Raw genomic sequence first — 20259 nt, forward strand, 5'->3', positions numbered from 1 at the left:
CGTGTCTGGATGCCTTCACGGATTTGGTGACGGGTTCCGCGCGACTCCGAATCCCTTCATGATTCACGTGAAGGAACTCGGAATATAAAACTAACTACCTGTCATTACAATATAGTTAAATTAGGAGACCGGCAATGTCAGTCAGTGATCAGATTATGAAAGGTTTGCTGGACGGAGCGATATTGGGGCTCATTTCTCAAGAAGAGACGTACGCTTATGAAATTACAAAGAAATTGGAAGGTCATGATTTTCCGAATATAAGTGAAAAATACATAAATACGAGAATGGTGAAGTCTGACAGCGGTGGACCGAAGCGAAAAATTAATAATTGACTTTTTACCATAAAAGTTGTAATATATATCGTGCACATACACACATTATAAAACACACGTTTAGTAAATAACTAAGTTATGGATTACAATATTCGATCCACACAGTCGAATATACTAATCTGTAGAGGAGGGCTTACTATGGCAGGTCCAAGAAGAGGCGGTCGTCGTCGTAAAAAAGTTTGTTATTTCACAGCAAACGGCATTACGCACATCGACTACAAAGAAGTAGAACTTCTTAAAAAGTTCATTTCTGAACGTGGGAAAATTCTTCCTAGACGTGTAACAGGTACTTCAGCGAAGTATCAGCGTCAGTTAACTGGTGCTATCAAACGTTCACGTCACATGGCATTATTACCATACGTTAAAGAAGAACAGTAAGAAATTACTGAACCCCTGATATCTTAGATATCGGGGGTTTTTCTTTATTCAATATTATGCTGTCAGCTCAAAGCTTTCTGCAATTAAATCTTTAATTTTATTAATACTCGTTATTTCATTCAGGTTAATCGTTACCCAGTTTGATTTATCCATATGATATGCTTCGTATATACCTTTTTGTTTTCTAAGCGGTCCGATAAATTCCTCCCGTGCTTTTAAATTAAGGACATCAATTTCGTCTTCGTTATCCAGTCCGATTTTATCTCCTGTAATGTTCATTATTAAAGCAAACCATTTTTCATTGTCATGATGTCTTAAAGTCGCATAGTCATTATATTTTTCCCAGGGATAATCTGGTTTAATATCGTATCTCTCACTAACGAAATCGAAAATATCATCTCTTTTAAGCATGATTTCCCCTCTCTTTATACAAATTTACCCTTTAAAGTTTTAATTTAATCATAACTTCTGTTAACCCGGTTAGTTACTGTAGACTGTTTCAAACATTACTAAAGTATCTAACGGTCTGTTTTCTTCTGTTCTATTTCTAAAATTGAATATACCTTAATGAACGCTAAGAATAATATGAAGCAATGGGAGTAGGTCTGGTCATTAATTGCCATTTTGAGAACTCCTCTGTGATATTTGATTTATATACACTATCACTAAGACTTTCAGAATTATATATCACCGTAAATAATTTAATGACTGAATATTCTTTCATTTTTTATAAATAAATGCTACTATCTGGGAAACATTACCTCACAGTTTTACGAAAAATATAAAAAGGGGCGTATTGGTATGTATGATGTAATTGTTGCTGGTGGCGGTTCGATGGGTATTGCAGCTGCTTATTTCAGAGCGAAACAGGGTGCGAGCGTACTGGTACTGGATAAGTATGAAATTCCGAATCAGATGGCGAGTCATCATGGTGTGACGAGGATGCTCAGATTGAGTTACGGGCACGGCAGCAGTTACGTGCCACTTGCGTTGGAGTCTCTGAAGTTATGGGCCGAACTTGAGACCTCTGTGGGGAAAGAGCTGTACAGGAAGACTGGTGCGATTACTATCGGATATCCGGATTCTGAGTTTGTTGAAATGGCCATTGAAAGTGCGATTTCCAATAATATTCCATACAAAGTAATGACTGCGGATGAATTGACGGATAAATGGCGCGGTCTAGATATTCCGGATGATTATATCGGCTGTTTTGACCCGAGTGCCGGATTTTTATTCAGTGAGGATTGCTTGACGGCTTATAAGGATGAAGCGCTTAAGTACGGTGCTGAGATTCACGAGAATGAAGCGGTTGTGTCTGTTGAACAGGAAGAGAATTTTATCACTGTTAAAACTGATAAAGATACTTACCACGGAGCAAAAGTTATTGTCACTGCAGGAGCCTGGCTGCCGAAATTACTGCCTGAACTTGATTTAAAAATTCAGCCGGTACGTAAAACAATCAGCTGGTTTAAACCGCATGAAGACAATCTTTACGGCAATGATTTCCCGTGTTACATATTCGATACGAAAGATCATGGTCTCTATTACGGTTTCCCCGATTTCGATGATTACGGTGTGAAGCTAGGCAGTATGGACAACGATATCAATTGTGAACCTGATGAACTGAATCGTGAATATGGTGCATACGAGCAGGATGAGAATGATGATCGAGCGTTCCTTGAGCGTTATATGCCGCAGGCTGCGGGCGAACTGATCGATGGGAAAGTCTGTATGTTCTCCCGGACGCCGGATGATGATTTCATTATCGATGTGCATCCTGAAAACCCCAATATTATTTTGGCCGGCGGTTTTTCAGGACATGGATTTAAGTTCGCCAGTGCCATTGGTTCGATTCTGTCTGATTTATCAGTTGACGGTACAACAACGCACGATATTTCTACATTTAAGCTCAGTCGTTTTTCAAAACCGGATGAAACCCTTCTGTCATAATATTATTGATTTCATTGTAATTGAGTTATAATTTGCATGATTAATGCATTCAATTCAAAGGAGATGGCAGTGTGAAATATCAAAAAGTTGTTCCGCATTTATGGTTTGATACAGAAGCAGAAGAAGCAGTCCAATGGTACACTTCAATCTTTCCGGATTCTGAAATTATTGCGAAAGATACGTTAGCGGATACGCCCTCAGGTGATGCGACGCAGATGGTATTCAAATTGATGGGCTATGAGTTTATGGCAATCAGTGCCGGACCGTATGCTGTAAAGAACCCGTCAATCTCTTTTATCGTGCAGGTAGATAAAGAAAATGAAGAACTGATAGATAAACTGTACAAAGAACTTAAGAAAGACGGGCAGGTTTTAATGCCGCTGGATAAGTATCCGTTCAACGACAAGTATGCCTGGGTGCAGGATAAGTACGGGACATCGTGGCAGTTGTGGCTGCGTGAGCATCGCAGCGGTAAAAACAATATTGTCCCGTCTTTAATGTTTGCGAATGGCAACAAGGGCAAAGCGAAAGAAGCGATGAAGCTTTATGTCGATACATTTAAGAAGAGTGAGCATCTTGCATCATTAAACTTCCCGCCGGGTATGGAACCTGATACTGATGACATGATTATGCATGCTGAAGCGAGACTCGGCAAGAAACGTTTTGCGTTTAAAGACAGCGGACATAAGCATGATTTTAATTTCTCAGAAGGTATTTCACTGCTTGTTAAGTGTGACGATCAGAAAGAAATTGATAAGTACTGGGAAAAGTTATCGGCAGTGCCGGAGGCGGAAGAGTGCGGCTGGTTGAAAGATAAGTTCGGTGTATCGTGGCAGATTGTCCCGAAAGTGATGGACGATATGTTTGAACATGGAACATCTGAGCAGCTTGCACGTGTAACACAGGCATTTCTTAAAATGAAAAAATTTGATATTGAGCAGCTTGAAGAAGCGTATAACAAAAAATAACCTCCAACTCGGAGGTTATTTTACCTTTCTGCACTTAATTAACAGAAACGGAGGAAAGGTCTGCAGCTTATGAATTCTTTCGTCTGAATAGTAATCAAATACTTCAGCTGCATCACCTAAATCTTTTACTGCTTCTATCTGGAAACCATTTTGAATAAGGCTGTTTAAGATTGTATCTATTCTATGATGATATTTTTTAATAATAATGCCGTTACTCCAGTGAGAATCACGAATACTTTCTTTAAAATAATGGTCGACCCGTGCATAAATACCCTGTTCATCTTTCATAACAAGGTCTTTTTCTACTGTTGCGGTCTGGATTGGGTGTTCAATCGTAAACAGCAGCTGTCCGCCGCCGCTCAAAAGTTCGTATAACTTCTTCGAAAGTAAATCAAAATCTTCAATGTAATGAAATACTAGCGAGGATATTATGAAATCATATTGATCAGATGATGATAACGACAAAATATCTTCTTGAATGAACATGGCATCTCTTAAATCGGCATCGGCACGACAATGGCTAATCATTTTTTCTGACTGATCGATGCCTGTTATTGATGCGGGTTCAAATATCTTCATATACTTTAAAAGATGGCCGAAACCACAGCCGATATCCAGTACATGTTTGCTATTCAAATCAGGCATGTATCGTTTAATTTCCGGAAACTCAACAATTTCATTGTAGCTTAACGGTGAATGACGTATTTCTTTATACATATTAAAGAAAGTATCTTCATCGTACTGATTCTGCATGCTGATGCCCCCTGACAAAAGAATCTCCTATAAAAATTTTATAGGAGATTGATATATTACGATTTTATTTACCCTCTTTTGTATCCGAAAGTTCTTCTTTCATATTCACAATCGTAAATGATTTACCATCGAGTTCAACGGTACGTCTGCTGCCGTCTTCGTGGATAATCTCTGCAGCATCCATATAGCTGTCGTGTTTTTTCTTAGCTGTCGTTTTAGTTTCCTCTGTATCTTTTTCAATCTGAAGCGGCTGCTCCGACTGCAGTCCGTATGCTTTCAATGCCTGTTCCTGTGTTGCAGGCTCGCCTGCTGCAGCTTCGTCCTGTTTCACTTTTTCTTCTTCAGTACGTACAAGCAGCAAAATATTCCCGCTGTCGATTGCTTCTCTGAACGTCGCGTGGTCTTCACCTGTTAAATTTAATTGGGAAGCAACGCGTTCTTCCCTGTTTTCATCTAAAAACTTCGCAGCAACTTTATCCCACATCGTACCGTCCGCTTTTTTAAAAGGGACGCGTGTGTATCTTAAAAACGTCGCTTTAAAACGGTCTTTGGCAACGACTGTCATATTGGAATCTTTCACGCCTTCTGCACGCAGTTCGTAAATTTTATCACTGAGTTCACTGGTATTTGAATAAATTTCAATTGTTGTCATACTCAATCCTCCATCACGTTCTTTTATTAGAATTATACCCTAAATGATTTTTGTGAAACTCTAAATAATGTTCCTTATTGACAGATATTTCTAATTTCCTATATATTGTAAATAAGGGGGAAAGCTATGCAGATAAACAACTCAGCAATTATATCTCGCCGTAAGGAATACGGGGTGTCTCAAAAATCATTGTCACTGAAAACAGGGGTTTCGGTGTCGACAATCAGCCGATTGGAAAAAGGGGAGAATGTTCGTTTTATTTATGTTGTAAAAGTAATGACAGTGCTGGATTTAACACTTGAAGATGTAGTGATCAGACTGACTCCGGCAGTGGATATGAAAATAACGGAAGAGCTCGATTTAATCAGAGAACATTCCAAATTGGAGTTAATAGAAGGTGTGCTGAATAAATTAACAGTGCATGAATGGCGGAGCAACAATAAACTGTCTGTGTATTACGACTGGCACCGGGCGATTTTATTTAAGCAGCAGAATAATTTTGATGAGGCGCTTAAGTCTCTCGACAAAGCGATTAAGCGTATTGAAGATAAAAGTTCATTGGAATATTTAAAAGCAGGCTTGTATATGGCAAAAGGCAATGTACTTTACGGTGATGGGAGCGGCGGTCTGAATTATTATATTAAAGCTGTACAGATTTACAGCAAAAATACTGATAAAGTGTATTATCGGACAGCTGTGAAGCTCTACATTAATCTTATGAGAGGGTATGCCAGTACAAAAGAGTACAGTAAAATACTTCCTTACGCAGAAAGAGCAAAATGTTTGTTGAGACGGAATGAATCGACATTTCTGCTCGAAAAAATTGAACGTATAGAAAAAAGAGCACGTGATGAACTAAAATAAATTAAAGTTGTTTGAAAAGAACAAACAATTTATCATATATGGGAAATGACGATGATTTAGTTAGTTATCTAACAAGTAGATTTATTATAATTAAAATACTCTGATACATAAAAATTAACACAGAGAAAATTATAAAAAGTAGGTTATGACACATGAAAAGTATATTTAAAAAGTTCCTCATGTCTCTCGGTTTAATCGCGCTTTTATTTTTTTCAAATACGGCAGCCGATGCTGAAGGTTTTCCTCAGCATAATAAACACGACTGTCTATTAGTTGTATTTTAAATGAGCAGCATCATGCCATCTGACAGCCTGGATTTTATCAGTACAGCAGGGAAAATTCAGCTGATCAGTTCATTGGAAAGTATGCAGCAAAGAAGTACGGATAATGATTACATCGATTACTGCCATTACTGTTTGGATATTGTAAGACAGGGGATTGAGCTGAATTATTATGAAGTGCTGGATTTTATCGGAGTAACGGGCGAGACGGTGCCGGCTGAGGTTTCGATTGAAGTCTTGTTTTTAATGGAAATGTTCGATCATATTTCTATTTCACTGTCGGTATTGCCGGAAGCTGAGGCAAATGCTGCAGCTTTGGAATACTACACGAAGTTTTGCGGTTTTGAGGCATCATTATCTGCGCATTTGTCTTATTACATATTTTTGGTAAGAACAAATAAATACCGTGTACCGATTTTTAAAGAGGGGCTGCCCTTAACTTTAAGTCATTATCGTGAAATGATGCTGACGTACGAGCGGTATAAAAGAAATTTATATTTGACGAAAGATATGATAAGGGATATTTGTATCCGTCGCGAGCAGCAGATTAAATTTTTATTATAAGAAAAAACCGGGGATAATTAGAAATTATCGCCCGGTCCTTTTTCTATTTCGGATTCAACACTGTTGCGGTTCACTTCACGGTTTAATGATGTATCGTCAAAAGCCAGCAGAAACATTCCATCCTCCAGCGTCTTCAAATGTGTTCTGACAAGGTCAGGGTTGAGACCTGAACCATGCAGGAAATCTTCCGCTTTTACATTCTGTGTGAAAAAATCTTTAAAAGACATGCTGTTTGAATGAGGATTATACGTACAGCCCATGTAGTCGATCCAGTCGGGTTCAAGATCTGCAAGACCTAAAATATTAAAATCTTCTTCATAGTAGTTTTCTTCCTGTTTTAATAAGTCAATTCTTTCTAAAATTTCATCCAATGAAGTATACTTTTCAATGTATTGCATTACGTTCACCTCTAAATAAATATTTGTTATTTATCTATTCCCTCCGGGATAATTTCTCAAACTTTCGCAGCCGCATTGAATTCATAAAATTCCGAACATTAAGAGCGCCTTTCATATCTTTCGATAGTGTTTTATAATAAGACATATTTATTAAGTTCGCTTTATTGTTTGACAGTTCGTATTTTGTTATAATAGGGAAATTAATATTTTATACCAGATGCAGTATACGACAAATTATTATAATCAGGAGGCAGTTTTTTATGTGGGAAGATAAGTTTAAAAAAGAAGGACTTACATTTGATGATGTATTACTTCTGCCGGCTCATTCAGCAGTATTACCTAAAGAGGTTGATTTAAGTGTCGAACTGGCACCGAATCTGAAATTAAACGTTCCTTTAATCAGTGCGGGAATGGATACAGTAACTGAATCACAAATGGCGATTGCAGTAGCACGTCAGGGCGGCCTTGGAGTTATTCATAAGAACATGTCTATCGAACGTCAGCGTGATGAAGTAGAGAAAGTTAAACGTTCGGAAAATGGTGTTATTAAAGACCCATTCTTCCTGACAAAAGAAGAGCAGGTATTTGCAGCAGAACATCTGATGAGCAAATACAGAATTTCCGGCGTACCTATCGTTAATAATCCGGAAGAAAAAAAATTAATCGGTATTATTACAAACAGAGATATGCGCTTTATCGAAAACTTCTCAATGACAATCGACGAGGTTATGACAAAAGATAATCTGATTACTGCACCTGTCGGTACAAAATTAGAAGATGCTGGACGTATTTTACAAAAGCACCGCATTGAAAAACTGCCGTTAGTTGATGATAATAACGTGCTTCAAGGGTTAATTACGATTAAAGATATTGAAAAAGTTATCGAATTCCCAAATGCTGCAAAAGATGATCAAGGAAGACTTCTTGTTGCAGCGGCAATTGGTATTGCGAAAGAAACAGAAAAACGTGCAGAAGAATTAATCGCAGGCGGTGCAGATGCGCTGGTTATCGATACTGCACACGGTCACTCACAAGGAGTCCTCGATGCAATTAAAGATATCCGCAGCAAGTTCCCGGATACGACTTTAATCGCAGGTAACGTGGCTACAGCTGAAGGTACACGCGCACTGATTGAAGCGGGCGTCGATGTCGTTAAAGTCGGTATCGGTCCAGGTTCAATCTGTACAACACGTGTGGTTACAGGTGTTGGTGTGCCGCAGGTTACGGCAGTATATGATGCAGCAACGGAAGCGCGCAAACACGGCAAATCGATTATCGCAGACGGCGGAATTAAACTGTCAGGAGATATCGTGAAAGCATTAGCTGCAGGCGGACATGCTGTAATGCTCGGCAGTCTGTTAGCAGGTACTGAAGAATCTCCGGGAGAAACTGAAATGTTCCAGGGACGCCGCTACAAAACATATCGCGGTATGGGTTCACTTGGTGCAATGGAGCAGGGCTCTAAAGACCGTTACTTCCAGGAAGACACTGAAGCGAAGAAATTCGTTCCGGAAGGTATTGAAGGACGTACGGAATATAAAGGACCTTTATCAGAAACAATTTACCAGCTCTTAGGCGGACTGCGTTCAGGTATGGGTTATACAGGAAGCCAGGACCTTAAAGCATTAAGAGAAGATGCACAGTTCGTTAAAATTACAGGTGCAGGTCTGATTGAAAGTCACCCGCACAACGTTCAAGTTACAAAAGAAGCACCAAACTACAGTATATAAGGAGTAATTCTTTCATGGAAATGGCTAAAGAGCAGGAACTTATTTTAGTAATTGATTACGGCAGTCAGTATAACCAGTTAATTACACGCCGTATTCGTGAACTTGGCGTTTACAGTGAGCTGCATAATCCGAGTATCACGATTGAAGAAATTAAAGAACTCGAACCAAAAGGAATTATTCTGTCAGGCGGACCGCGTTCTGTATATGCAGACGATGCATTTACAGTAGACCCTGCTGTATTTGACCTCGGTGTTCCTGTACTTGGTATCTGCTACGGCATGCAGCTGATGATGCAGCTGAACGGCGGAGAAGTGGTAAACTCGGATCAAAAAGAATCCGGTGTGACTGAAATGAATCTTAACAATGAAGTCGATATTTTTGCCGGCTGGAATAAGATTGAATCAGTACTAATGAGCCACGGTGACAAAGTTACGAAACTGGGTGAAGGATTCTCAGTAATTGCTGAAACAGCATTATGCTCAAATGCAGCAGTTAAACACGATGAAAAACCATTTTACGGTGTACAGTTCCATCCGGAATCAAGAGACACTGCAAACGGCAGACAATTCCTAAAGACATTTATTAGAGATATTTGCGACTGTACCGGCGAATGGACGATGGAGAACTTTATCGACATAGAAATCGATAAAATCCGTGAACAAGTCGGCGATAAAAAAGTATTATGTGCGATGAGCGGCGGGGTAGACTCATCTGTAACAGCTGTACTTCTGCATAAGGCAATCGGCGATCAGCTGACTTGTATTTTTGTAGATCACGGTCTCCTTCGTAAGGGAGAAGGCGATATGGTGATGGAGCAGTTTGGTGAAGGCTTCAATATGAATATCATTAAAGTAGATGCGAAAGATCGTTTTATGTCCAAACTTAAAGGTGTATCGGATCCGGAACAAAAACGTAAAATCATCGGTAACGAATTTATTTACGTATTCGATGACGAAGCATCTAAACTGACAGACGTGGATTACCTTGCACAAGGTACGCTGTATACTGACATTATTGAATCAGGTACGGAAACAGCAACGACAATTAAATCTCACCACAACGTGGGCGGACTGCCAGAAGATATGCAGTTTGAACTGATTGAACCGCTGAATACACTGTTCAAAGATGAGGTCCGTGAACTTGGTGTTGAACTGGGTATTCCTGAACACCTTGTATGGAGACAGCCGTTCCCGGGTCCGGGACTTGGTATCCGTGTACTAGGTGAAATTACTGAAGAGAAATTAGAAATTGTTAGAGAAAGCGATTGGATTTTAAGAGATGAAATCGCGAAAGCCGGACTTGAAAGAGATATCTGGCAATACTTCACAGTACTGCCTAATATTCGCTCAGTCGGAGTTACAGGCGATTACAGAACGTATGATTATACAATCGGTATCAGAGCTGTAACAAGTGTGGACGGAATGACCAGTAACTTCGCAAGAATTGACTGGGATGTTATGGAGAAAATCTCTAAACGCCTTGTCAATGAAACGAAACACATCAACCGTGTAGTATATGATGTGACGAGCAAGCCACCAGCGACAATTGAGTGGGAATAATTTTACGAGAGCTAAAAGCCTTGATACAAGGTTTTTGGCTCTATTTATTTCATTTAATAGTTAACAGGGTATATTACTATCAAACATAAAGATGACGCGCAAGTTAATAAAAAATATTGGAGGTCGTCAGAATGGATTTAACAAGTATACCCAGAAGGAAATATACTTATGGTGCGACACCGATTGAATATTTAAAAAACCTTTCTAAACTTTTAAATGGTCCTGATATTTTTATAAAAAGGGATGATCATCTCGGGCTGGCCGGTGGCGGTAATAAAACGAGGAAATTGGAATTTTTAGTTGCTGATGCATTAAAGAATAATGCCGACACTTTGATAACTTGTGGAGCGGTACAGTCCAATCATTGCAGATTAACTTTATCAGCAGCGAAGAAAGAACAATTAGACTGTCATCTCGTGCTGGAAGAAAGAGTGCCTAATAGTTACAATCCAAAAGCTAACGGTAATAATTTTCTGTATAACCTACTGAATGCAGCTAGTAAAACTGTAGTTCCAGGTGGTTCCGATATGGTTAGAGAAATGGAGAAGCTGGCAAAAAAAGTAGAAGCAGAAGGGAAAAAACCTTATATTATTCCAATGGGCGGTTCAAATGAAATAGGGGCAATTGGATACGTGGCCTGCGCAGAAGAAATAAATTCACAGCTGCGCGAAAGTTCTATAGATATTGATTACATTATAACGCCGACCGGCAGCGCTGGGACACATGCAGGTCTGCTCACGGGAATGGCAGAAAGTAGTCACAACATCCCGATTGTAGGTATCAGTGTGAATAATGAAAAGAGTGTCCAGGAAGAAAATGTGTATAGGTTAGTTGAAAAAACATCTGACTATTTAAATATAAAAAATAGAATTGAGAAAAGTTCGGTTAAAATTTTTGATGATTACATCGGTCCCGGGTACTCCTTATCTACCGATGGTATGATAGAGGCCGTTAAGCTCTTATCTCAAAGAGAAGGTATTTTATTGGACCCTGTATACACAGGTAAAACTATGGCGGGGTTAATTGATTTAATTCGGCAGGGTTATTTTAAAAAAGGGGAAAAAGTTTTATTTATGCATACCGGAGGTTCTCCGGCATTATTTAACTATTCTTCATTATTTCAGTAAAAATGATAAAACCTTGGGCAATCAGCCCAAGGTTTTTATGTTGTTACAGGTTTCTTCTGCTCTTCAGGATAGTGTTCTGCAAGGTATGCATCGCGTTCTGCTGATGTTAGTTTAGCAATACCAAATCCTGTCGCTGCTAATATCAATGCAATAACAGGTACAGTAAAGTTCAGAATTGCAAATGGTGCGTATTCTAAGGCGGACACGCCGAGTGTACCGTAAATGAAGACGCCGCAGGTGTTCCATGGAACAAATACGGAAGTCAGTGTGCCACCGTCTTCAAGTGAACGGGATAAGTTTTTAGAGTGCAGATTATTTTCAATTATACATAAAGAAAGCGTTTTCTAAAATTGTTTTATGAGCGCAAAACAATATTATCTGAAAATTCATTGGCTTTAGTCTTTTCATTTATGTATAGTAAAAATTAACTAAATTGCATAAAGATAAAGGAGAGAGGGCCAGATATGTATAAAGATGATGTAAATTCACAAGCAAACTCAGCGCCTCATTCAAAGGGAATTCCATGGAAATTCATCATTCCTTCTTTAATTGGAGTATTGTTATTTTTAATACCATTTCCATACGGTGATCAATGGCTTGTAGGGATTGGCGTAATGGCTGAATTTATTCAAAATACAGCAGCACCATTTTTAGTTGAATTACTGGTAATCGTGCTGGCAATTTCAGCAATTCTGTCTACATATGCAACACTCGCTAAACCCGATTGGATTACAGAAAAACCAAGATTCAAAGAATTGGTTGTCGTTCATCCGTTCTGGTTAATCGTCAGAATTCTCGGCGGAATATTTGCAGTGATGGTCTACTTTCAGGTAGGTCCCGGCTGGCTGATTAGTGACGCTTCCGGCGGGGAAGTACTAAACGGACTCTTACCGATTCTCGCTATATGGACGCTCGTGATGGGCATGCTGCTGCCGCTGCTCGTAGATTTCGGTTTGATGGAGTGGCTCGGTACAATGGCGCAAAAAATTATGAGACCGCTATTTAAGCTGCCGGGACGTTCAGCAGTCGATGGACTTGCATCATGGATGGGGAACAACATGGTCAGCATATTGATTACGATAAACCAATATGAAGATGGATATTACTCAAAACGTGAATCGGCGGTAATTGTCACGAGCTTTACGATTACTTCTATCGCTTTTGCACTAATCATTGCAACCATTCTCGATTTGGCTCATATGTTTATACCATTTTATTTGACGGTAACAGTGGGTGTGTTAGCGGCGGCATTAATATGTCCGAGAATTCCGCCTTTATCGCGTATCAGCGAGGATTATTACGAGGGTGCCGATAAAAAAATCGAAGAAGACGTGCCAACTGGTTATACAACATTGCAGTGGGCATATACTAAAGCGGTCAATAAATCAGAAAAAGCAGACTCAGTAGGTCAGCTCGTAAACCGCAGTGTATACAGTGCATTAGACATATGGCTCGGAATGCTGCCGGTCATTATGAGTATCGGTACGATTGCTATGGTTATTGCTGAATTTACAATGCTTTTTGATATTATTTCATATCCATTAATCCCGGTATTAGAGTGGATGCAAATTCCGGAAGCAGCTCAGGCGGCACCGGCATTACTCGTTGGTTTCGCAGATATGTTTTTACCGGCACTCCTGGCAAGCGGAATTGAAAGTGAACTCACGAGATTTGTAGTTGGTGCAGTATCTTTAACACAGCTTATCTACTTATCTGAAATTGGCGTTATGCTGATACGCTCAAAAATTCCTATTAACTTTTGGCAGCTGCTCGCACTCTTTTTAATCAGAACAATCATCACGCTGCCAATCGTAGTAGTTATAGCGCATTTTATTATCTTTTAAAAATGTATGTTGAATATTCAAATTTTTATGCGTAATACTAGTTACTATCTGTTAAATGTTTGTTAAACTGAGATATATTAATTAAGCTTGAAAAGCAGTTTACAAGATTTGCATTCAGAATAATAAGTGAGGTTTTTACAGATGGATTTAGTTTACAAAGGCAAAACTAAAGATGTATACCAGGATGAAAACGGACAGACTGTACTTTATTTTAAAGACGATATGACAGGTAAAGACGGTGTATTTGATCCGGGTGAAAACCAGGTTGGATTAAAAGTAGAAGGATCTGGTAAAGCAGGACTTCAAATGACGAGCTTTTTCTTTGAAAAGTTAAACGCAGCAAACATTCCGACACACTTTGTTGATTCGGATGTAGAGAAACGTGAAATGCGTGTTAAGAAAATTTCTATATTTGGTCAAGGGCTGGAAGTTATCTGCAGATTTAAAGCGGTGGGCAGCTTTATTCGCCGTTACGGAGATTATATTGAAGAAGGCGCAGAACTGCCGGCATATGTTGAAGTCACTTTAAAAGACGATGAAAGACAGGATCCGTTTATTAATGAAGCGGCACTGGAAGCACTGAATATTTTAAATGCAGACGAGTACAAAGAAATCGTGGACTTAACAGTTAAAATCAGTGAAGTCATTAAAGATGAACTGGCACAAAAAGGCTTGGACTTATACGACATCAAACTGGAATTCGGACGTGATCAGAAAACAGGAGAAGTCCTCCTGATTGATGAAGTTTCAGGCGGCAACATGCGTGTATATAAAGACGGAGAATATATTGAACCGTTGAAATTAAATGGATATATGTTCGATAATTAATATATAAAATTAAAGAGCCACACCTACAGTACATAACTGCAGATGTGGCTCTTTTGGTGATAAGTCATCATTTTATGCAATACTTATCACCAAACTGGAATATTAAATACAAAATCCTCCGGCATGCACTTTAAGTGACTGCCAGAGGATTATTTTTATTTATCCAGATTTAATTTTTTCAGTTGTTCTGCCAAAGCATTATTAATCGGTTCTTCTTTTTGATTAATGTATTTGTTAACAGTCTTTTTATCCACACGGCCTTTATTTTCTTTTTTCTTCCGTGCTTCAAAGCTGGACATTTTTTCGCGGTGACCGCATGTACATCTGAATATTTGTCCGTCGCCTGATCCGCTCAGTGTCATTTTCTTCTTACATTTCGGACATCTTGCGTTCGTGATTTTTTCAACGTTGCGTTTATATCCGCATTCTCTGTCCTGGCAGACATGAATCTTCCCTTTTTTACCTTTAACTTCGAGCAGCGGCTTGCCGCATTCCGGGCATTCTCTGCCTGTCAGATTATCGTGTTTAAATGTCTTATCGCTGTTTTTAATTTCTGCGACAATGTCTTTAGTATGTTCTTTCATATCTTCGATAAATTTCTTTCTGTTCATCTTGCCTGTTTCGATTTGCTCAAGCTGTTTTTCCCACAGTGCAGTAGTGACAGGGGATTTTAAAATCTCCGGCGCCAGATCTAAAAGCTGTTTGCCTTTTGAAGTGAGTTTAATTGCCTGTCCGTTCTTTTCTAAGTAAAACGTATTGAACAGCTTATCGATAATATCTGCTCGTGTTGCGACAGTGCCGAGTCCTCCGGATTCAACCAGTGTTTTCTTATGTTCCTGATCCATCTGGAAGTATTTCGCCGGATTTTCCATGGCCTGCAGCAATGATGCTTCTGTGAAACGTGCAGGTGGTGATGTTTCTCCCGTCGTTTTCTTAACATTTTTCACATTCAGTGTATCGCCTTTATTCACATCCGCCGTAATATCAGATGATTCTTCTTTATAGACGATTTTAAAGCCCTGATTTAACACTCTGTTGTATTTCGCATCAAGCTGTTCGTCGTTAATTTCCGCAGTAACTGTTGTCACTTCATATTCGTACGGCGGAAGCAGCACGCTCATAAATCTCTGCACAACAAGTTCATAGATACGTTTTTCACGTTCTGTGAAATCAGCCAGGAAGACTGTGCTTTCCGTCGGAATAATCGCATGGTGATCGCTCACTTTATTGTCGTTTACAAAGGAGCTGTTTGTTTTAATTGGTGCTTTTAAAATACGTGCTGCAACTTTGCTGAACTGTCCGATACCGCTCACTTCGACTCTTTCTTTTAGAGTGTCCACAATATCTTCCGAGATAAACTTAGAATCTGTTCTCGGATAAGTCAGTACTTTATGGCGTTCATATAATACCTGCATCGTCTGCAGTGTTTCTTTTGCCGACATACCGAAAATTTTGTTGGCGTCTCTTTGCAGCTCAGTTAAGTCATACAGACCCGGAGAGAATTGTTTCTTCTGCTTCTTCTGAACGTCTTTAACCGTTAATGAATCAGCGTTTAGTTTTTTGCTGATATTATCGATTTTAGCTTCATCAAAAGTAGAGTAGCTATTACCCTCTGTCCATTTGAACGTCAGTTTGTCAGTAATGACGTCCAGACCGTAAAATGTTTTCGGTTTAAAGTTTTTAATGACTTCTTCACGTGCCTGGATAATTGAGAGTGTTGGTGTCTGTACACGGCCGCAGTTCAGCTGGGCATTGTGCTTTGTCGTCAATGCACGCGTCGCATTTAAACCGACATACCAGTCAGCTTCACTTCTTGCAGCGGCGGCCTGATAAAGGTTGATGTATTTATTTCCAGGCTGAAGATTTTTAAAGCCGTTCGCAATCGCTTTATCAGTGACTGAAGATATCCAGAGACGTTTTACCGGCTTATTTACTTTCGCATAATCGAGAATCCAGCGGGCAACGAGTTCACCCTCGCGTCCGGCATCTGTTGCGATAATAATCTCATCGACATCCTGACGCTTCAGCTGCGACTGCACAGCTTTGAACTGCTTCGTCGTTTTTGGAATATGAGTCAATTTTAATGGAGCCGGCATCATCGGAAGGTCATTTAAATCCCACTTTTGATATTTTGTATCATATTTCTCAGGATCCTGAAGTGTGACTAAATGTCCAAGTGCCCACGTTACAATATATTTATTTCCTTCTAAATAACCATTACCTTTTTTACTGCAATCCAGCACACGTGCAATATCACGTGCAACTGAAGGTTTTTCAGCAAGTACAAGACTTTTTGCCAAAAATATTCATCCTCTCGTTCATATAATCTATTTGTTAATTATACTGGTTTTACAGAAAAAAACATACCGCAGGCATAGCCCACGGTATGTTTCATTCTTAAATTATCTGAAGTTATTTTTCTACATATGACCATTCCCACATTTCGCCATTTGAAGCGAAGTGATAAACATATTTGTCATCTGAAATCTTAAAGTCATAAGCGCCGTCTTTAACCGGTTTTTCGTCTAAAACTTCAGGGTTGTTATGCACTAAATCAATTAATTCTTTGTCAGTATAATCATTTTCTATTTCGTCATATCCCCATGTCCATGCGTTGCCGTCATAAGTGAAGTTGAACTCATGGCTGTCACGGACAAAGTGATAATCGTAAGGTTCGTTTTTAAGCGGTGTATAATTTAATGTTTTCGGAGCGTGTTGTGCCAATGTTATAAGGCTGTCTTCATCCGTTTTTAACCGATCGTAGTTATTGCCAGATCCGTTAAGAAGTGCGTACTCTTCATCAAAAACTTGTGCGATTATTTCATTAGCTTCCGCTTGAGTTATTTCTCCAGCTTGCTGTTTATCGTGTTGTTCTATAATTCTGTCCTGCTGTTCCTGAGGCATCCAATCGTAAGAGTATCCGCCGTCTGCCCATCCGTCTCCGTCAATGTCAAAGTGTTGCTCAACTACTTCTGCGGATACCGTTTTCGCACCATCTATTTCAATTTCGTCCGCTTGTGCTGTGCCATTTACTCCTGTAAACGCTACTGCTCCTGCGACTAATAATGAACTCAATAAAGTTACTTTCTTCATGAAAATCCCCTTCCTGAATATCTAACTTTATTTCTTATGGTCAAATTAACACTATTAATGAACTATTGAAATTATGTTACATATATTTCTTAAATATTACTGATAAATATATTTACATTATAGATTTTCACTTTCGTAATAATTTTGACAACTTTGTGAATGAGTATTAAACTCGGTGTAAGCACGATTATATTATTTAATCACAGTAAAGAGGGGGATGGCTTGTATGGTTAAAGAAGAATCAGGTAACAATACCAGCAAAGAAAAAGTGTTTTCGCGTCGTGATTTCCTCAAAACGACCGGTGTTGCAGCAGGAGGAATTGCCGGCGGTGCGCTGCTCGGCGGTTTAACAGGTTTCCAGTTCGGTTCAGATCAGAATCCGGAGTCAGCTGAAACAGACACGGGAGGAGAAACTGCAGGTGGTGAAGCCGGCGCTGAAACTCCTGAGTTTGCAGCACGCACTTTCTTCAGCAGACAGGAAGATTTCGCAGCACTCGCAGCAGCGACAGAAAGAATTTATCCTGAAGACGATAATGGACCAGGTGCAATTGAACTCGGTGTGCCGTATTTTATCGATAAACAGCTTTACGGTACCTGGGGTACAAATGGTACAGATTACCGCATGGGCCCTTTCCAGCCTATGGCTTCGGATACGCACGGGCGTCAGGAGAAATTAGATCGCGGTGCAATGTTCATTCTCGGTATCCGCCGTTTAAGAGAGTACGCTCTTGAGGAACATGATGAAGAGTTTGTAAAACTGGATGGAGATACTCAGGATGAAGTGTTGAAAGCATTTGAATCCGGAGATGTGGATGTACCGGGCATGCGCGCAGAAGCATTCTTCTCACTGCTTCGCAATACGACAATCGAAGGTGTTTATGCCGACCCGGTTTACGGCGGCAATAAAAACATGGAAGGCTGGAAGATGATTCAATATCCGGGACCGCGTATGGGCTGGATGAATGAAATTACTTCCGAAGAATTCGTTGAGATGGAACCAGAAAGTCTGAGAGCATACCAAGGGGGCGGAATGTAATGGCTGAAGTACTCGAGAAAGTTGATGCTGTTGTTGTCGGTATGGGCTGGGCTGGCGGTATCGTCAGTGCAGAGCTTGCCAAAGCAGGTAAAAACGTTGTGGGTCTTGAAAAAGGTGGTCACGCGACGAGAAGTGACTATATCGGAGTAAAAGATGAGCTCCGTTTTGATAATCGCTACGAAATTATGCAGAGTTTAAAAGGAGATACTGTAACTTCGAGAAACGAAATTGAAGATACAGCATTGCCGGTTAGAACGATGGCGGATAACCAGATGGGGACAGATCTTGGCGGTGCGAGTGTCCACTGGGCAGGAGCATCTTACAGATACTGGCCGTATGAATTTGAAATCCGCAGTCAGACGATTGAAAAATACGGAGAAGACAAGATTCCGGATGATATGAGCCTTCAAGACTGGGGGATTACATATGAGGAACTGGAACCTTATTATGAGAAGTGGGAAGACACAGCGGGTATTTCAGGAGAGCAGGATCCACTGGCACCTGAGCGTAATAAACCTTGGCCGAACCCGCCGTTAAACGAAACGCCATCATTAAAAATGTTTAAAGACGCAGCGACGAACTTAGGCTTGCATCCATTCCAAATTGCAGCAGGAAACATGTCGCAGAACTACGAAAACCCGGATGGGGAAAAGCTGAATGCATGTATGTACTGTTCGTTCTGTACGAGAGCAGGGTGTGACTTTGATGCTAAATCAGATCCGCTGGCAACAGTAATTCCGACAGCAATGAGACACGATAACTTCGAACTCCGTACACGTGCAAACGTCCGCCGTGTCCTTTACGATGAAGACAGCAATGAAGCGACAGGTGTAATGTACGTGGATGAAACAACAGGTGAAGAGTACGAGCAGCCAGCTGATGTGGTCGTACTTGCTGCCTTCGCATTTACTAATAACAGACTGTTAATGCTGTCGGATATCGGGGAACAGTATGACCCTGAAACGAGAGAGGGACTGATTGGGCGTAACTTTAACGGTCAGTACAACTCAGCATTCCACGGTGTCAGAGGATTTTTTGAAAATGAGAAATTCAATCTGTACATGGGAGCCGGCGCACTTGGTGCTGCAGTAAACGATTATGCTGCAGATAACTTCGATCATACAGATCTGGACTTTATCGGCGGGGGCGCGATTGAACTGAGACAGTACGGGTTCGGAGCGATTTCAAGCAGCAGCAACTATACGAGAGAAGTATCAAACTGGGGTGCGGACTATAAAGCTGAATCGCTGAAATACGCGTACAGCGCACTCCGCATCTGGTATTCGAGCATTGCGATGTCATACTGGCATAACTATGTGGATCTGGATCCGACGTACAAAGATGAGTACGGCGATCCATTACTCCGCATTACGTATAAATTCGGTGCAAATGAAAAGCCGATAGCTCAATTCGGGATCGACAGATGTCATGAAATCATGGAAGAAATGGGCGCAGACATTATTGAAGATGATGAAGTGGCCGAAGAATTTAACCATGTATTTTCCGGCGGACATTACACAGGCGGTGTAGTGATGGGAGACGATCCAGAAACATCAGCAGTCAACAACTACATGCAGATGTGGGATGTCGATAACTTGTTCGTTGTCGGCGGATCTGCATTCCCGCAGTTCGGCAGCCACCACCCGACACCGACAATCGGTGCACTTGCCTACAGAGCAGCTGAAGGTGTTGAACGATTCCTCGATGAAGGCGGTCAGCTCGCAACAGCGATAAGTAAAACAATGAAAGCATAAAATAATATAAATCCTCTTCCGTATTTAACCGGGGGAGGTATTTTTTTGCATATTATTAGAGAAGCGTTTTAATTTTAATCAAGTTTTAATTTTCTGATAACTAACACTTAACTATCCGAGGGCATGATAGGGGTAACACAAACGAAGG

18 protein-coding genes and 2 pseudogenes are annotated in these 20259 nt (G+C 40.2%); 13 read left to right on the plus strand and 7 right to left on the minus strand.

Annotated elements, in window-relative coordinates; genetic code table 11:
• Window positions 1-134: 134 nt before the first annotated feature.
• Window positions 135-320: pseudogene (locus tag H625_RS12595) on the plus strand (PadR family transcriptional regulator); the annotation flags it as partial.
• Between the two features lie 150 nt (window positions 321-470).
• Window positions 471-710 (plus strand): 30S ribosomal protein S18, encoded by a 240-nt coding sequence (gene rpsR / locus H625_RS0105025; RefSeq protein WP_026858945.1) that lies wholly within the window; start codon window positions 471-473, stop codon window positions 708-710.
• 54 nt (window positions 711-764) lie between these two features.
• Here the strand turns inward: rpsR and H625_RS0105030 are convergent, their stop codons facing one another.
• Window positions 765-1121, minus strand: a complete 357-nt coding sequence (locus H625_RS0105030; protein WP_026858946.1) for an MmcQ/YjbR family DNA-binding protein — start codon at window positions 1119-1121, stop codon at window positions 765-767.
• A 390-nt stretch (window positions 1122-1511) separates the two neighbouring features.
• Here H625_RS0105030 and solA point away from each other — a divergent pair, with 390 nt between their 5' ends.
• Both solA and H625_RS0105045 read left to right on the plus strand, forming a co-directional pair.
• Window positions 1512-2660, plus strand: coding sequence for an N-methyl-L-tryptophan oxidase (solA, locus tag H625_RS0105040; protein WP_035785226.1), 1149 nt, complete (start codon window positions 1512-1514; stop codon window positions 2658-2660).
• Between the two features lie 71 nt (window positions 2661-2731).
• Entirely contained in the window at window positions 2732-3628 is an 897-nt protein-coding gene (locus H625_RS0105045) for a VOC family protein (protein ID WP_026858948.1), read from the plus strand.
• A gap of 15 nt (window positions 3629-3643) precedes the next feature.
• Here the strand turns inward: H625_RS0105045 and H625_RS0105050 are convergent, their stop codons facing one another.
• Both H625_RS0105050 and H625_RS0105055 read right to left on the minus strand, forming a co-directional pair.
• The gene (locus tag H625_RS0105050; RefSeq protein WP_026858949.1) at window positions 3644-4381 is read right to left on the minus strand and encodes a class I SAM-dependent methyltransferase; all 738 of its coding nucleotides are present in this window, start codon (window positions 4379-4381) and stop codon (window positions 3644-3646) included.
• Window positions 4382-4445: 64 nt separating this feature from the next.
• Window positions 4446-5033: a general stress protein gene (locus H625_RS0105055; RefSeq protein ID WP_026858950.1), complete on the minus strand. Its 588-nt coding sequence runs from the start codon at window positions 5031-5033 to the stop codon at window positions 4446-4448.
• 126 nt (window positions 5034-5159) lie between these two features.
• Here H625_RS0105055 and H625_RS12600 point away from each other — a divergent pair, with 126 nt between their 5' ends.
• Both H625_RS12600 and H625_RS0105065 read left to right on the plus strand, forming a co-directional pair.
• Window positions 5160-5897: a helix-turn-helix domain-containing protein gene (locus H625_RS12600; RefSeq protein WP_035785228.1), complete on the plus strand. Its 738-nt coding sequence runs from the start codon at window positions 5160-5162 to the stop codon at window positions 5895-5897.
• A 284-nt stretch (window positions 5898-6181) separates the two neighbouring features.
• Window positions 6182-6742: a YfbU family protein gene (locus H625_RS0105065; RefSeq protein WP_084135751.1), complete on the plus strand. Its 561-nt coding sequence runs from the start codon at window positions 6182-6184 to the stop codon at window positions 6740-6742.
• A gap of 17 nt (window positions 6743-6759) precedes the next feature.
• Here the strand turns inward: H625_RS0105065 and H625_RS0105070 are convergent, their stop codons facing one another.
• Window positions 6760-7140, minus strand: a complete 381-nt coding sequence (locus H625_RS0105070) for a hypothetical protein (protein ID WP_026858952.1) — start codon at window positions 7138-7140, stop codon at window positions 6760-6762.
• 260 nt (window positions 7141-7400) lie between these two features.
• On the opposite strand from H625_RS0105070, the gene guaB reads away from it, so the two are divergent.
• The 3 genes from guaB (at window position 7401) to cuyA (ending at window position 11556) form a co-directional block, all read left to right on the plus strand.
• Window positions 7401-8870 carry an IMP dehydrogenase gene (gene guaB / locus H625_RS0105075; RefSeq protein WP_026858953.1) on the plus strand — a complete coding sequence of 490 codons (1470 nt, stop codon included), beginning with the start codon at window positions 7401-7403 and terminating at the stop codon, window positions 8868-8870.
• Between the two features lie 14 nt (window positions 8871-8884).
• Complete coding sequence (gene guaA, locus H625_RS0105080; RefSeq protein WP_026858954.1) at window positions 8885-10429, plus strand: glutamine-hydrolyzing GMP synthase; 1545 nt, start codon at window positions 8885-8887, stop codon at window positions 10427-10429.
• A 131-nt stretch (window positions 10430-10560) separates the two neighbouring features.
• Window positions 10561-11556, plus strand: a complete 996-nt coding sequence (gene cuyA / locus H625_RS0105085; protein WP_026858955.1) for a D-cysteate sulfo-lyase — start codon at window positions 10561-10563, stop codon at window positions 11554-11556.
• Between the two features lie 35 nt (window positions 11557-11591).
• On the opposite strand, the pseudogene H625_RS13420 reads toward cuyA, so the two are convergent.
• Window positions 11592-11876 (minus strand): annotated as a pseudogene (locus H625_RS13420) (Na+/H+ antiporter NhaC family protein); the annotation flags it as partial.
• A 144-nt stretch (window positions 11877-12020) separates the two neighbouring features.
• Here H625_RS13420 and H625_RS0105095 point away from each other — a divergent pair.
• Both H625_RS0105095 and H625_RS0105100 read left to right on the plus strand, forming a co-directional pair.
• Window positions 12021-13400 (plus strand): YjiH family protein, encoded by a 1380-nt coding sequence (locus tag H625_RS0105095; RefSeq protein WP_026858956.1) that lies wholly within the window; start codon window positions 12021-12023, stop codon window positions 13398-13400.
• 141 nt (window positions 13401-13541) lie between these two features.
• Window positions 13542-14228 carry a phosphoribosylaminoimidazolesuccinocarboxamide synthase gene (locus H625_RS0105100; protein WP_026858957.1) on the plus strand — a complete coding sequence of 229 codons (687 nt, stop codon included), beginning with the start codon at window positions 13542-13544 and terminating at the stop codon, window positions 14226-14228.
• 155 nt (window positions 14229-14383) lie between these two features.
• On the opposite strand, the gene H625_RS0105105 is transcribed toward H625_RS0105100, so the two are convergent.
• Window positions 14384-16528, minus strand: a complete 2145-nt coding sequence (locus H625_RS0105105) for a DNA topoisomerase III (protein ID WP_026858958.1) — start codon at window positions 16526-16528, stop codon at window positions 14384-14386.
• A 112-nt stretch (window positions 16529-16640) separates the two neighbouring features.
• Complete coding sequence (locus H625_RS13210; RefSeq protein WP_051238983.1) at window positions 16641-17321, minus strand: hypothetical protein; 681 nt, start codon at window positions 17319-17321, stop codon at window positions 16641-16643.
• Window positions 17322-17547: 226 nt separating this feature from the next.
• On the opposite strand from H625_RS13210, the gene H625_RS0105115 reads away from it, so the two are divergent.
• Both H625_RS0105115 and H625_RS0105120 read left to right on the plus strand, forming a co-directional pair.
• On the plus strand, window positions 17548-18357 hold the full coding sequence (locus H625_RS0105115) for a gluconate 2-dehydrogenase subunit 3 family protein (protein ID WP_026858959.1): 810 nt from the start codon (window positions 17548-17550) through the stop codon (window positions 18355-18357).
• Window positions 18357-20111: a GMC family oxidoreductase gene (locus tag H625_RS0105120; protein WP_026858960.1), complete on the plus strand. Its 1755-nt coding sequence runs from the start codon at window positions 18357-18359 to the stop codon at window positions 20109-20111. Before H625_RS0105115 ends, H625_RS0105120 begins: the two co-directional genes overlap by 1 nt.
• The last annotated feature ends 148 nt before the right edge of the window (window positions 20112-20259 follow it).

The sequence above is a fragment of the Jeotgalicoccus psychrophilus DSM 19085 genome (assembly GCF_000425845.1).
Taxonomy (GTDB): domain Bacteria; phylum Bacillota; class Bacilli; order Staphylococcales; family Salinicoccaceae; genus Jeotgalicoccus; species Jeotgalicoccus psychrophilus.

Bases quoted from the DNA above. Each gene is read 5' to 3' on its own strand.
- H625_RS13210 (WP_051238983.1), bottom strand. From the start codon at position 17,321: ATGAAGAAAGTAACTTTATTGAGTTCATTATTAGTCGCAGGAGCAGTA.
- H625_RS0105030 (WP_026858946.1), bottom strand. From the start codon at position 1,121: ATGCTTAAAAGAGATGATATTTTCGATTTCGTTAGTGAGAGATACGAT.
- H625_RS0105055 (WP_026858950.1), bottom strand. From the start codon at position 5,033: ATGACAACAATTGAAATTTATTCAAATACCAGTGAACTCAGTGATAAA.
- solA (WP_035785226.1), top strand. From the start codon at position 1,512: ATGTATGATGTAATTGTTGCTGGTGGCGGTTCGATGGGTATTGCAGCT.
- H625_RS0105100 (WP_026858957.1), top strand. From the start codon at position 13,542: ATGGATTTAGTTTACAAAGGCAAAACTAAAGATGTATACCAGGATGAA.
- H625_RS0105095 (WP_026858956.1), top strand. From the start codon at position 12,021: ATGTATAAAGATGATGTAAATTCACAAGCAAACTCAGCGCCTCATTCA.
- H625_RS0105065 (WP_084135751.1), top strand. From the start codon at position 6,182: ATGAGCAGCATCATGCCATCTGACAGCCTGGATTTTATCAGTACAGCA.
- H625_RS0105070 (WP_026858952.1), bottom strand. From the start codon at position 7,140: ATGCAATACATTGAAAAGTATACTTCATTGGATGAAATTTTAGAAAGA.
- H625_RS0105115 (WP_026858959.1), top strand. From the start codon at position 17,548: ATGGTTAAAGAAGAATCAGGTAACAATACCAGCAAAGAAAAAGTGTTT.
- guaB (WP_026858953.1), top strand. From the start codon at position 7,401: ATGTGGGAAGATAAGTTTAAAAAAGAAGGACTTACATTTGATGATGTA.
- H625_RS0105050 (WP_026858949.1), bottom strand. From the start codon at position 4,381: ATGCAGAATCAGTACGATGAAGATACTTTCTTTAATATGTATAAAGAA.
- rpsR (WP_026858945.1), top strand. From the start codon at position 471: ATGGCAGGTCCAAGAAGAGGCGGTCGTCGTCGTAAAAAAGTTTGTTAT.
- guaA (WP_026858954.1), top strand. From the start codon at position 8,885: ATGGAAATGGCTAAAGAGCAGGAACTTATTTTAGTAATTGATTACGGC.
- H625_RS0105120 (WP_026858960.1), top strand. From the start codon at position 18,357: ATGGCTGAAGTACTCGAGAAAGTTGATGCTGTTGTTGTCGGTATGGGC.
- cuyA (WP_026858955.1), top strand. From the start codon at position 10,561: ATGGATTTAACAAGTATACCCAGAAGGAAATATACTTATGGTGCGACA.
- H625_RS12600 (WP_035785228.1), top strand. From the start codon at position 5,160: ATGCAGATAAACAACTCAGCAATTATATCTCGCCGTAAGGAATACGGG.